The 12,365-nt window shown below is 42.8% G+C and carries 13 protein-coding genes; 10 read left to right on the top strand and 3 right to left on the bottom strand.

Annotated elements, in window-relative coordinates:
- Positions 1-44: 44 nt before the first annotated feature.
- On the bottom strand, positions 45-203 hold the full coding sequence (gene slrA / locus WA325_RS08645) for a transcriptional regulator SlrA (RefSeq protein WP_105954455.1): 159 nt from the start codon (positions 201-203) through the stop codon (positions 45-47).
- Between the two features lie 353 nt (positions 204-556).
- Here slrA and WA325_RS08640 point away from each other — a divergent pair, with 353 nt between their 5' ends.
- The 4 genes from WA325_RS08640 to galT all read left to right on the top strand — a co-directional run bounded on the left by WA325_RS08640 (position 557) and on the right by galT (position 4,429).
- A complete protein-coding gene (locus tag WA325_RS08640) occupies positions 557-1,228 on the top strand; it encodes a TetR/AcrR family transcriptional regulator (RefSeq protein WP_336183467.1) in 672 nt (223 codons plus the stop codon).
- 17 nt (positions 1,229-1,245) lie between these two features.
- The gene (locus WA325_RS08635; RefSeq protein WP_336183578.1) at positions 1,246-1,629 is read left to right on the top strand and encodes a GtrA family protein; all 384 of its coding nucleotides are present in this window, start codon (positions 1,246-1,248) and stop codon (positions 1,627-1,629) included.
- Between the two features lie 82 nt (positions 1,630-1,711).
- On the top strand, positions 1,712-2,884 hold the full coding sequence (locus tag WA325_RS08630) for a galactokinase (RefSeq protein WP_336183466.1): 1,173 nt from the start codon (positions 1,712-1,714) through the stop codon (positions 2,882-2,884).
- Between the two features lie 3 nt (positions 2,885-2,887).
- Positions 2,888-4,429 (top strand): UDP-glucose--hexose-1-phosphate uridylyltransferase, encoded by a 1,542-nt coding sequence (gene galT / locus WA325_RS08625; RefSeq protein ID WP_336183465.1) that lies wholly within the window; start codon positions 2,888-2,890, stop codon positions 4,427-4,429.
- Positions 4,430-4,491: 62 nt separating this feature from the next.
- On the opposite strand, the gene WA325_RS08620 is transcribed toward galT, so the two are convergent.
- Entirely contained in the window at positions 4,492-4,737 is a 246-nt protein-coding gene (locus WA325_RS08620) for a GlsB/YeaQ/YmgE family stress response membrane protein (RefSeq protein WP_010332356.1), read from the bottom strand.
- 517 nt (positions 4,738-5,254) lie between these two features.
- Between WA325_RS08620 and qoxA the strand changes: the two genes are divergently transcribed.
- The 4 genes from qoxA to qoxD are packed head-to-tail and all read left to right on the top strand — an operon-like array spanning position 5,255 to position 9,201.
- Positions 5,255-6,220, top strand: a complete 966-nt coding sequence (gene qoxA / locus WA325_RS08615) for a cytochrome aa3 quinol oxidase subunit II (protein ID WP_081638380.1) — start codon at positions 5,255-5,257, stop codon at positions 6,218-6,220.
- A gap of 27 nt (positions 6,221-6,247) precedes the next feature.
- Entirely contained in the window at positions 6,248-8,197 is a 1,950-nt protein-coding gene (gene qoxB, locus WA325_RS08610) for a cytochrome aa3 quinol oxidase subunit I (RefSeq protein ID WP_010332354.1), read from the top strand.
- Positions 8,198-8,210: 13 nt separating this feature from the next.
- Positions 8,211-8,825, top strand: coding sequence for a cytochrome aa3 quinol oxidase subunit III (gene qoxC, locus WA325_RS08605; protein WP_003236031.1), 615 nt, complete (start codon positions 8,211-8,213; stop codon positions 8,823-8,825).
- A 1-nt stretch (position 8,826) separates the two neighbouring features.
- Complete coding sequence (qoxD, locus tag WA325_RS08600) at positions 8,827-9,201, top strand: cytochrome aa3 quinol oxidase subunit IV (protein WP_024123290.1); 375 nt, start codon at positions 8,827-8,829, stop codon at positions 9,199-9,201.
- Between the two features lie 38 nt (positions 9,202-9,239).
- Here the strand turns inward: qoxD and ywcE are convergent, their stop codons facing one another.
- The gene (gene ywcE, locus WA325_RS08595) at positions 9,240-9,506 is read right to left on the bottom strand and encodes a spore morphogenesis/germination protein YwcE (protein ID WP_081638379.1); all 267 of its coding nucleotides are present in this window, start codon (positions 9,504-9,506) and stop codon (positions 9,240-9,242) included.
- 229 nt (positions 9,507-9,735) lie between these two features.
- On the opposite strand from ywcE, the gene WA325_RS08590 reads away from it, so the two are divergent.
- Positions 9,736-10,881 (top strand): GNAT family N-acetyltransferase, encoded by a 1,146-nt coding sequence (locus WA325_RS08590; protein WP_336183464.1) that lies wholly within the window; start codon positions 9,736-9,738, stop codon positions 10,879-10,881.
- 211 nt (positions 10,882-11,092) lie between these two features.
- Positions 11,093-12,277: an FtsW/RodA/SpoVE family cell cycle protein gene (locus WA325_RS08585; protein WP_059292274.1), complete on the top strand. Its 1,185-nt coding sequence runs from the start codon at positions 11,093-11,095 to the stop codon at positions 12,275-12,277.
- The last annotated feature ends 88 nt before the right edge of the window (positions 12,278-12,365 follow it).

Here is a 12,365-nt window from a genome sequence, read left to right as displayed (position 1 = left end):
TCAGATGATAGAAAAGCCAGAGGTAAAAGATCCGCCTGTCCGGATTAGTCTTGGCGGACGGTTTTTTTGTGATTGGTTTTTCTCATCGCTGTTTCAGATTCTAAAAACTGCCTCACATCATGAATGCCTAACCCAAGGGATCTAGCTTCTTGAATCAACATATGCCAATCTTTGTCCAAATCTTTTTTAACTTGAGTTTTCATAGTAACCTCCAATTGTATAAAATGTTTTCCTGCAACATCCTGGCAATAAAAGACAAGCCGGTGCGATGATGAGGCGAGTACAACAAATTTCACACATAGTTGCTCGGTGTTCACAAACTGAAGGAAAAATCACCTACCTATTCCCTAAAAAATTGACTAATATAACCAATGGACCTTATTTATAATAATAAACAATTAAATACTGACTGGATAGTATGTAAATGAAAATAAATCCTATTGCCTATTAAATATGACCCCTTAACAACCGAATAGCATACCTCTGGAAAGAAATAAATACCGCAAAAGATTGATCCGGTGTAAGATAAGGGTAATCATACCGGCTGGAGAAAAATATGAAAAAAAACAAATTTCAAATTAAAAGAGAGCAAACATTTGAAAAATTTATAGAGGCTGGCCTGAATCTATTGATTGACCGAGCGTATGACCCTGTGTCTGTGGAAGAAATCAGCAGAGCTGCCGGGTACAGTAAAGGCGCATTTTATGTTCATTTTGACAACATGGAAGACTTCCTGCAGCATATCTTCGAAAATCATCAAATGAAAAAACAGATTATCAGCGGCTACCTGGATGAAATCGAGCGGACATCTGTGAAACCGCTGACGCTGCATGAGGCTGCAAAACATGCCGCAGAGCTGCTGTTTTCTTACTACAAAAATAAACCATCATGGGACATCACCTCGTTTGCAATGAATATGCCGACCTTTAAAGCTGTCCAAAAATGCAAGGCTTATGTAGGGCTATACGAATTGTGGGTGGAAGAAAATACGTCATATATTCATTGGCTGAAGGAGAGAAAGCTGGTTGACGACAGTATTGATCCTGAGTATACGGCTAAAATAATATGTGCGGTGCTCGACGGAATCATCAAACAATCGCGTGTATTGGGCCATCCGGCCACATTCCGCAGCTTTTTTGACGCGCTTTCCGTTTTTGTTACTTTTAACCGCGAATACGCAAAGCTAAGAAATTTGAAAAGTTTTTCAGAAAGCGAGGAACATCGGTGAAGTATAGAGAAATGATTATGTATATCATTATGGGGATTTTCACGACAATCGTGAATATCGCCAGCTTTTATATATTGGTAGAGATCATGAATGTGGATTATAAAGCTGCAACAGTAGCTGCTTGGATTTTGTCTGTTCTGTTTGCTTACATCACAAATAAAGTATATGTGTTTCAGCAGAAGACAGATGACCTGCAAAGCCTGCTGAAAGAGCTCACTGCCTTTTGCAGCGTTCGGGTGCTGTCTCTCGGCATAGACCTTGGCATGATGATCATCCTTGTCGGACAGTTCCATACAAATGAAACGCTGGCCAAAATACTCGACAATGCGGTGATTGTTGTCGTCAACTATGTCGCAAGCAAATGGCTCGTCTTTAAAAAGACAAAAGAAGAAGGGGTATGACAAGGGCGGCAGCATATGATCTTCCGTTTTCGTTACAGAAAGACCGGGAAACAAATAATAAAAACCATGAAAGGTGATGCACATGCGGGAAGAATTGAAGGGGATATTTGCAAGTGTATTCGGAGAGAAAGAGGGATTACGGTTTTTTTTCGCACCGGGAAGAGTGAATCTGATTGGAGAACATACGGATTATAACGGCGGGCACGTGTTTCCGTGCGCGCTGACCATGGGTACATATGCTGCTGTTGCAGAAAGAAAAGACGGGCTGGTCAGATTGTATTCGGACAACTTTCAGGAAACCGGCATAAAGGAATGCAGTCTTGACGGCATCCGTTATCAAAAAGAAGATGACTGGGCCAATTATCCGAAAGGCGTCATATATGAATTTCAGCAAAGGGGTTATTCGATTCCGCATGGCTTTGACATCGTGTTTTCAGGGAATATTCCAAACGGGGCAGGGCTTTCATCTTCCGCTTCCATTGAGCTGCTGATGGCGGTCGTGCTCCAAAGCTATTTTCATCCTCAACTCGAGGCGCTGGAGCTTGTCAAAATGGCACAGCATGCGGAAAACACATTTATCGGGGTCAATTGCGGAATTATGGATCAATTCGCAATCGGAATGGGGAAAGAACATCATGCGATCCTACTGAACTGCGATACGCTGGACTATGAATATAGCAAACTCGATGTCTCCGGGCTTGCGCTGGTTATTGCGAACACGAACAAAAAAAGGACATTGGCGGACTCAAGCTATAATGCGAGACGCCAAGAGTGCAGTGACGCATTCCTGGATCTGCAAAAGGAGCTCGACATTACATCACTTGGCGACATCAAGCCTTCTGACTTCGACGCTCACTCTGGCCTGATCCAAAATGAAACGAACAGACGCCGCGCAAAGCATGCCGTATATGAAAACCACCGCGCCATCAAGACAGCCGACATGTTTAAAGAAAACAATATTCACGAAATCGGGCGGTTAATGAAGGAATCCCACCTTTCATTGAAGGATGATTACGAGGTGACATGCCCGGAACTTGATGAGCTCGTATTTGCAGCGTGGGAGCAAGAAGGAGTGATCGGCTCAAGAATGACGGGAGCGGGTTTCGGCGGCTGCACGATCAGTATTGTAAAGGATGAATTTGTTGATGACTTTATCCAAAAGGTTGGAGACAAATATCAAGAAAAAACAGGACTGAAAGCGGATTTTTATGTCGCTGATATTGGAGAAGGAGCGAGAGAATTAAAGGGGGAGTGACACATGAGCATTTTTGAACATCTGGAACAGCTGATAGAGTATGGGCTGGAACGAAAGCTGATATCGATTTGGGATCAGGAATATACGAGAAACCGACTTTATGAAGCGCTGGACATCAAACATCCCCAGCCGGTCTCAAGCACACTCATTAAGCAGAGCAAGCGTCTTCCTGACTTGCTTTCTCCCATTTACAAGTGGGCGGCAGAAACCGGCCGTATAGAAGCAAATACAGACATCTATCGAGATTTGCTCAGTGCAAAGCTGATGGGCTGTTTTGTCCCGCCTCCGTCTGAGGTCATCCGCAAGTTTGAAGAGACAAAGGCGTTATACGGACCGAAACAGGCGACAAAAGAGTTTTATCAGTATGCAGAGGATGTCTATTATATCAGGTCTGACAGAATCGCCAAAAACGTTCATTGGACGGTGCCGACCGAATATGGCGAGCTGGAAATGACAATTAACCTGTCAAAGCCCGAAAAGGACCCGAAGGCGATTGCGGCTGCCAAAGAACAGACGCAGACGGATTATCCGCCGTGTGTGCTTTGTAAGGAAAATGTCGGCTTTGAGGGAAGTGTGAACCATCCGGCCCGGCAGAATCACAGAATGATTCCTGTTATTCTCAGAGACGAGCAATGGTATTTGCAGTTCTCGCCATACGTGTATTATCCGGAGCATTGCATCGTTTTAAAGGGTGAGCATGAACCGATGGAGATCAGCAAAAAGACATTTGAAAGACTGCTCTCATTCCTCGGGCAATATCCGCATTATTTTATCGGATCAAACGCAGACCTGCCGATTGTCGGAGGCAGCATTCTAAGCCACGACCATTTTCAGGGCGGGGCGCACGATTTTCCGATGGCGCGTGCCGAAATGACGGACAGATATGAATTAAACAGTTATCCCGGCGTGTCACTGGGCTTAGTGAAATGGCCGATGTCTGTGCTCAGGCTTCAGGGAGACGATCCGCATATTGTGGCTGACGCAGCGGACCATATATTCCGTGCATGGCAGCGATATTCAGATGAAAAAGCCGGCATAGTCCCCTTCACAGGGGATACGCCACATAATACGGTCACACCGATTGCAAGACGCAGGGGAGGCTCATATGAACTCGACATCGTGCTGAGAAACAATCGGACGGATGAGGAGCATCCATTAGGAATCTTCCATCCTCATCAGGAGGTTCATCATATTAAAAAAGAAAATATCGGCCTGATTGAGGTTATGGGCTTAGCGATTTTGCCGGGCCGTTTACAGGAAGAAATGAAAGCAACGGCAGCGTCCCTGTGCTCTGCTGATCCGAAAACAGCATTAGAAGAAAATGAGCTGACGGCTAAACATAAGGATTGGGCTCTTCGTCTGATGGAAAGAAGAACCATAACAAAAGAGAATGCGGAACAGGTTATAAAAGAAGAGCTTGGCCATGTATTTGCACGCATTCTTGAACATGCCGGCGTATTTAAACAGACACCCGAAGGAAAACAGGCCTTCAACAGGTTTATCCATTGTTTAGGCGTCAAACAAGTAAAAAGCCTCAACCGTTAAGGGAGAGGCTTTTTACTATTGAAAAAAGAGCCCAAAACGTGACGCTTTGGGCTCTGTCGCTCTTATCCTCTTTTTCTTGCTAAGAGGCTTACTAGAAATACAACAATGGCTGAACCGATAATCGCCGGGATAATGGCAAATCCGGCAAGGTGCGGTCCCCATGTTCCAAGCAGCCCGTGGCCGATCCAGGCACCGATAAGACCTGCGATCATCGACCCGATAATTCCTCCGGGCATATCTCCTTTTACAAACAGGCTGCCAACCCATCCGATAATAATAGCGACGATAAGTGAAATTATGAAACTCATCATGCAACACATCCTATTTTAAATTTATTTGCTTATATCATTCCTCCTTTTTGTATAAGATAAACAATTGAATGTGCTAATAAAAAAGCGGGATCAGTTCAGAGCATATCGCCGGTCTATTGAGCCTTTTCTTTCAATATTGGTTGCGTTAAAATGGTAATCGTGTGAAAAGATGCTAGGCAAGGAAAAATTAATTCCCTTGTAGAAAGTTTAACAAAATGAAATTTTTGATTGACCTTGGTTTTTTATTGTGGTAAACCTTTATTTGTCAGTAGAATTAGTTCTTCATCATCTTTCTTTACTTATATGCGGAAATAACTAGAAACTTTTCATCTTAAGCGATAGATATGAATAAAGTTGGAGCAATTTTTGTCGATTTTATGACATTTAAGCGAAAATGGGCTGAAGTTTATAAAAAAATAAAGCTAATAAGTGAAGTTTTTGATAGCATAACAAAGTAGAGAAAAGATTTTGAGGAAGTATGCACTTCAGATTTATTACATCAATAGGAAGGATGGTGATCTTCTTGTTCAGAGCAATAAAACCGTTACTTGTATTAGCGCTGTTAACTGTGGTTTTCGTCCTTGGGGGATGCAGCAATGCTTCAGTACTAGATCCGAAAGGGCCTGTGGCTGATCAGCAAAGTGATTTAATCCTGTTATCTATCGGATTTATGCTGTTTATTGTCGGGGTCGTCTTTGTTCTATTTACCATTATTTTAGTAAAATACCGCGACCGTAAAGGCAAAGATAATGGATCTTATAACCCAGAAATTCACGGTAACACGTTCTTAGAAGTAGTCTGGACAGTGATCCCAATTTTAATCGTCATCGCACTTTCTGTGCCAACCGTACAGACGATATATTCGTTAGAAAAAGCTCCTGAAGCAACAAAGGATAAAGAGCCTCTTGTTGTTTACGCTACTTCGGTAGACTGGAAATGGGTATTCAGCTACCCTGAACAGGATATTGAAACGGTCAACTACTTAAACATTCCTGTCGACCGCCCGATCTTGTTTAAAATCTCATCTGCAGATTCAATGGCATCGCTATGGATTCCTCAGCTTGGAGGACAAAAATACGCGATGGCAGGAATGCTGATGGATCAATACTTACAGGCTGATGAAGTGGGAACTTATGAAGGCCGCAACGCGAACTTCACAGGTGAACATTTTGCCGACCAAGAGTTTGATGTGAATGCTGTAACAGAAAAAGACTTTAACAGCTGGGTGAAAAAGACTCAAAATGAGGCTCCTAAGCTGACAAAAGAGAAGTATGATCAATTGATGCTTCCTGAAAATGTGGACGAATTAACGTTCTCTTCTACTCACTTAAAATACGTTGATCACGGACAAGACGCAGAATACGCGATGGAGGCCCGCAAACGCCTTGGCTATCAAGCCGTTTCACCGCACTCTAAAACAGATCCGTTTGAAAACGTAAAGGAAAATGAATTTAAGAAGTCTGATGATACAGAAGAATGATATTGATCAGGAAAGGAGGAAGCCCGCATGAAATTTAAATGGGATGAATTTTTTGTAACAGGTGACCCATTAATTCTGGGCGCACAAGTTTCCATTGCACTATCTACCATCGCCATCATTGTTGTACTTACCTACTTCAAGAAATGGAAATGGCTCTGGTCTGAATGGATAACAACTGTTGACCACAAAAAACTCGGAATCATGTATATTATCTCTGCTGTAATTATGTTATTCCGCGGCGGTGTCGACGGTTTAATGATGCGTGCCCAGCTAGCGCTTCCGAATAACAGTTTTTTAGACTCAAACCACTATAATGAAATTTTTACGACTCACGGTACGATCATGATTATCTTCATGGCGATGCCGTTTTTAATCGGTCTTATTAACGTTGTTGTACCTCTTCAAATCGGTGCTCGCGACGTTGCATTTCCTTACTTGAACAACCTGAGCTTCTGGACGTTCTTCGTAGGGGCTATGCTTTTCAATATTTCTTTCGTTATCGGAGGTTCTCCGAACGCAGGCTGGACAAGTTATATGCCGCTTGCAAGTAACGACATGAGCCCTGGGCCGGGTGAGAACTACTACCTCCTCGGACTTCAGATTGCCGGTATCGGTACCCTGATGACAGGGATCAACTTTATGGTCACAATCTTAAAAATGAGAACAAAAGGCATGACACTGATGCGTATGCCAATGTTCACATGGACAACACTGATCACAATGGTTATTATCGTGTTTGCTTTCCCTGTGCTTACAGTAGCTTTAGCACTATTATCATTTGATCGTTTGTTCGGCGCTCACTTTTTCACACTGGAAGCAGGCGGTATGCCGATGCTTTGGGCCAACCTTTTCTGGATTTGGGGACATCCTGAAGTATATATCGTTATTCTTCCGGCGTTCGGTATTTTCTCAGAAATTATCTCAAGCTTTGCAAGAAAACAACTGTTTGGTTACAAAGCGATGGTCGGTTCTATTATCGCCATCTCCGTATTGAGTTTCTTAGTTTGGACTCACCACTTCTTCACAATGGGGAACAGTGCGTCCGTTAACTCATTCTTCTCAATTACGACAATGGCAATCTCGATTCCGACCGGGGTTAAAATCTTTAACTGGCTCTTTACAATGTATAAAGGCCGAATCAGCTTTACAACGCCTATGCTGTGGGCGCTTGCGTTCATTCCTAACTTCGTTATCGGCGGGGTTACAGGGGTTATGCTTGCGATGGCAGCAGCGGATTATCAATACCATAATACGTACTTCCTGGTATCTCACTTCCACTACGTGCTGATCGCGGGTACTGTATTTGCTTGTTTCGCTGGATTTATTTTCTGGTATCCAAAAATGTTCGGCCACAAACTGAACGAAAAAATCGGAAAATGGTTCTTCTGGATCTTTATGATCGGGTTCAATATTTGTTTCTTCCCGCAATATTTCTTGGGGCTTCAAGGCATGCCTCGCCGTATTTACACATACGGACCGAATGACGGCTGGACAACATTGAACTTTATCTCAACAGTCGGAGCTTTCATGATGGGTGTAGGATTCTTAATCCTTTGCTATAACATCTACTACAGCTTCCGTTACTCTACTCGGGAAATCAGCGGAGATTCATGGGGTGTGGGACGTACGCTTGATTGGGCGACTTCATCTGCGATTCCGCCGCACTACAACTTTGCGGTGCTTCCTGAAGTCAAATCTCAAGATGCATTCCTGCATATGAAAGAAGAAAAAACTGAATTATACCCTGAAAGCAAATTCAAGAAAATCCATATGCCAAGCAACTCAGGCAGACCGTTCTTTATGTCTGTTGCCTTCGGTATCGCCGGCTTTGGACTTGTCTTTGAATGGTACTGGATGGGCGTAGTCGGATTGATCGGAGTCCTGCTCTGCATGGTTCTGCGTTCATTCGAATACGACAATGGCTACTACGTTAGTGTTGATGAAATAAAAGAGACGGAAAGAAAGATTTCCGAATAAGGAGGCGTGAGTTATGGAACATGCAGAACACGGCAATTCTAACGCGCCTATGGAATATCAATCTGAAACCGGCAGACTTAATATTCTCGGGTTTTGGATCTTTTTAGGGGCAGAAATTGTGTTGTTCTCAACACTATTTGCAACCTTCTTCGTTCTTCAAAACAGAACAGCAGGAGGTGTCTTACCGGACGAACTGTTTGAAGTGAATCTGGTAATGATTATGACGTTCTTGCTGCTTATCAGCAGCTTTACCTGCGGGATCGCTGTTCATGAAATGCGCCGCGGAAGTTTAAAAGGCGTAGTCATTTGGACAATTATTACTCTTCTTCTCGGCGCCGGCTTCGTCGGTTGTGAGATCAACGAGTTTGTCCACTATGTACATGAAGGAGCATCTCTCGGTACAAGTGCGTTCTGGTCTGGATTCTTTGTTTTACTTGGAACTCACGGAACTCACGTAACAATCGGTATTTTCTGGATTACAGGAATTCTGATTCAGTTGAAGAAACGCGGCTTAACTCCGCAAACTTCATCTAAAATCTTTATCTCAAGCTTGTATTGGCACTTCTTAGATGTTGTATGGATTTTCATCTTTACAGGTGTCTATCTCATGGGATTGGGGGGTCTGTAAAATGGCAAACAAATCTGCTGAACACAGTCACTTTCCATGGAAGCACATTGTAGGTTTTGCACTGTCTATTGTTTTGACCCTGCTGGCTCTATGGGTTGCAGTGTATACTGAATTGAGTCCATCAGCAAAACTTTGGATCATTTTCGGCTTCGCCTTCATTCAGGCGGCGCTCCAGCTTCTCATGTTCATGCACATGACAGAGAGCGAAAACGGCGGTATCCAAGTCGGAAACACGCTGTTCGGATTCTTCGGCGCGATCGTTATCGTGCTTGGATCTATCTGGATTTTCGCGGCTCACTATCATCACGGTGACCATATGGACGGAAATCCTCCTGGAGGCGCTGAACACTCAGAGCACTCAGGCCACAACGAATAAGCAAAAACCCTCTTCGTCCGAAGAGGGTTTTTGCTGTTTCAGCTGCTGCTTCGCTTTCTGCGAAGGTAAGGAAGGCCATAAATGATAAAGGCCGCGATATGAGCGACAATGACGTTGACGGCAAACAGGATAATCATGAGAGTGTGTCCGAGTGGAGAAAGGCTTTCTGTTGCGTAAAAGAAGAAGAATACCCACATTAAAATAATTGGCGGAATAGCAGAGAGTGCGACTTTTTTGTTATCGAGCCAAATAAAGAGGGGAGTAGCGCTGGCAACCAATAAATAAGCAAAAAACATGTCCATCATACCCGTCTCCTTTCATTTTGTGACAGCGTTTACAAAAATGAAGTAGAGGAAATGAATTGTGTCTGTTTTGTGGTTGTTTTGTGAACATTTTGTTACAATTATTATACCATGTTTTCCAGAAATTGATACGTGATTTCGTAAAAATGTGTTAGAACTATCGTCTTATTTTTAAAGGTTCGTATGATAGGAGAATGTACGGAGCTTTCTTTTTAAAACAGGGGGGATGTAGATGTATCATGTAATAAAGCTTGAAAGAGAAGACTGGAGAGAAGTGATTCGTATGTCTGAATATGCTTTTCAGAAAGAACTCAGTGATGAGGAACGAGAAGAGAAAGTAAAAGCTTTAGAGAACCATTACATCATTGGAATCAAAGAACAAGAGAAGCTCCTCTCTAAGCTTCACATGGTTCCCTTTTCTGTCATGCTGGAGGAGCAGGAGATAAAGATGGGCGGTATTGCCGGGGTGGCAACCTGGCCTGAAGACAGAAGAAAAGGAACCGTAAAGGAGCTAATCCTAAACGCTTTATCGATCATGAAGAAAGAAAACCAAACCATCAGTTTTTTGCATCCATTCCTGATCTCTTTTTATCGCAAGTTTGGCTGGGAGCTCTGTTTCTATCAAAAACGTCTGACCTATCTTAAAGGACAGCTGCAAAAGTTAGACGACGCCCCAGGGTGCATGAGAAGGATTCAAAAAGATGAAACAGATACAGTGAATGCCATCTACAATCAATACAGAAAAACGCACAATGGGTTGTTGAAGCGTTCAAAGGAGCATTGGAAAGAGAAGATCCATGGAATGAAGGCTGTGTATTTCTCCGGAGAGGGAGTGCCTTGTGGATATCTTGTGTATGACATCAAAAACAAAACGATGCGAGTAGTGGAATTTGTCTATTTGAACAGAGAAGCACAGAGAGGTTTGTGGAATTTTATTTGCCAGCACGATTCGATGCTGAATGAAGTGGAATTGACTGTAAGAGTGGAAGAAGAGCTTGATTTTTTAACCGCGGAGCCCCGGATCAAGCAAGAGATATATCCTTACAGTATGGCGCGCATTGTTGATGTTGAGGGTTTTTTGCGGGAGTATCCAAAATCTCGGTTAACCGCGCCCTTTGACTTTAAGGTAACGGATCAATGGGCGCCGTGGAATCAACAAACTTTCCGCATTGACTCTCAGCGGGTGCAGAATATCCCCGAAGATTCGTCTGGCCATCTAATAGAATGCAACATATCTTCTTTAACCGCCTTCTTCCTCGGCGCACGTAGTGCTCGTTTCCTTTACGAAACAGGCATGATAAAAGGACCACTATCAGAAATTAAAAGGCTTGATGACGTCTTACAGCCAAAGTCTCCATTTCTAATGGATTTCTTTTAATCCCTTTTTACAAAGGGTTTTTTTCATTTGAAAAGTTTTGTGTCAATCGAAACATTTCGGTTTATGATACGTCATATTTCGTGTAGCTGAAAAAGCGCCGCAAATGCGCGCAAAAAACAAAAAAGGAAACGAGCTTCACGTGTCATCTTGAACGTGGTTCATGTATAATAAACATTAGTGATTTTCCGATGAAAATGTAAGGCGGGATAGAATGAGTCGATATAAGAAACAGCAAAGCCCCTTCTACCAGGGGGATTTGATTTTTATATTAGGTGTGTTTTTTATCATAAGCGTAGTATCAATTTATGCTGCCGGTCAGTTTGGGCAGTATGGAGACGGTGCTTGGAAGAAACAAATCGTCTATTATGTATTGGGCATTGTTGCAATAACGGCACTACTTTATTTCGATTTAGAGCAGTTAGAAAAACTTAGTTTATATGTGTTTATATTTGGAATCTTATTGCTGTTGATATTAAGAATCAGCCCTGAGTCTATCGCCCCTGTGAAAAATGGTGCAAAGAGCTGGTTCCAATTTGGACCTGTTACGTTGCAGCCTTCTGAATTTATGAAGATAGGGCTCATGATGATGGTGGCCTCGGTTATATCTAAGGCGAATCCTAAAAAAGTTCGTTCACTTAGAGATGATGTCTATCTTTTGTTGAAGATAGCAGGCGTTGCAGTAGTGCCAATCGGACTTATCCTTCTGCAGGATGCTGGTACAGCTGGGATCTGTATGTTCATTGTGATTGTCATGGTCTTTATGTCAGGAGTAAACTGGAAGCTGATCGCGATCATTGGCGGTTCAGGTATCTTACTTATTTCTCTTGCGTTGTTAGTCATGATTAATTTTCCTGATGTCGCTAAGTCAGTGGGTATTCAAGAGTATCAAATTAACAGGGTTACATCTTGGGTTTCTGATTCAAATGGAACAACTCAGGAAGATGCAAATAGCGGCTGGCAGGTTGATCAGGCCGTCATGGCTATCGGCTCAGGCGGTATTATCGGAAATGGTGTTCATAACTTGAAGGTTTATGTACCAGAGGGACAAACTGACTTTATTTTTGCTATTTTAGGAGAAAGCTTCGGATTTTTAGGCTGTGCCATTGTTGTTATCATGTTCTTCTTCTTAATCTATAGACTTGTCGTTTTGATTGACAAGATCCATCCATTCAACCGTTTTGCTTCTTTCTTTTGCGTAGGTTATACGGCGTTAATTGTTATCCACACATTCCAGAATATCGGGATGAATATCGGTATTATGCCTGTTACCGGGATTCCGCTGCTGTTTGTCAGCTATGGGGGGAGCTCGACGCTTGCCACGTTAATCGGTTTCGGCATTGTGTATAATGCGAGTGTTCAGTTGACGAGATACAGAAGTTATTTGTTTAATTCATAAAATGCAGACAGCCTTTAAAGGGCTGTCTTTTTTGTTTCAGAGCATTTCACTTTTGACTTCACTTTTTTTGGGATATGATAAACAGATA

It is taken from the genome of Bacillus sp. 205(2023), assembly GCF_037027485.1.
GTDB lineage: Bacteria > Bacillota > Bacilli > Bacillales > Bacillaceae > Bacillus > Bacillus halotolerans.
This window is presented reverse-complemented; position numbering and strand designations above follow the sequence as displayed.

Excerpts from the sequence above, each read along its gene's own strand:
- slrA (WP_105954455.1), bottom strand. The coding sequence starts at position 203 with ATGAAAACTCAAGTTAAAAAAGATTTGGACAAAGATTGGCATATGTTG.
- WA325_RS08640 (WP_336183467.1), top strand. The coding sequence starts at position 557 with ATGAAAAAAAACAAATTTCAAATTAAAAGAGAGCAAACATTTGAAAAA.
- WA325_RS08635 (WP_336183578.1), top strand. The coding sequence starts at position 1,246 with ATGTATATCATTATGGGGATTTTCACGACAATCGTGAATATCGCCAGC.
- WA325_RS08630 (WP_336183466.1), top strand. The coding sequence starts at position 1,712 with ATGCGGGAAGAATTGAAGGGGATATTTGCAAGTGTATTCGGAGAGAAA.
- galT (WP_336183465.1), top strand. The coding sequence starts at position 2,888 with ATGAGCATTTTTGAACATCTGGAACAGCTGATAGAGTATGGGCTGGAA.
- WA325_RS08620 (WP_010332356.1), bottom strand. The coding sequence starts at position 4,737 with ATGAGTTTCATAATTTCACTTATCGTCGCTATTATTATCGGATGGGTT.
- qoxB (WP_010332354.1), top strand. The coding sequence starts at position 6,248 with ATGAAATTTAAATGGGATGAATTTTTTGTAACAGGTGACCCATTAATT.
- qoxC (WP_003236031.1), top strand. The coding sequence starts at position 8,211 with ATGGAACATGCAGAACACGGCAATTCTAACGCGCCTATGGAATATCAA.
- qoxD (WP_024123290.1), top strand. The coding sequence starts at position 8,827 with ATGGCAAACAAATCTGCTGAACACAGTCACTTTCCATGGAAGCACATT.
- ywcE (WP_081638379.1), bottom strand. The coding sequence starts at position 9,506 with ATGATGGACATGTTTTTTGCTTATTTATTGGTTGCCAGCGCTACTCCC.
- WA325_RS08590 (WP_336183464.1), top strand. The coding sequence starts at position 9,736 with ATGTATCATGTAATAAAGCTTGAAAGAGAAGACTGGAGAGAAGTGATT.
- WA325_RS08585 (WP_059292274.1), top strand. The coding sequence starts at position 11,093 with ATGAGTCGATATAAGAAACAGCAAAGCCCCTTCTACCAGGGGGATTTG.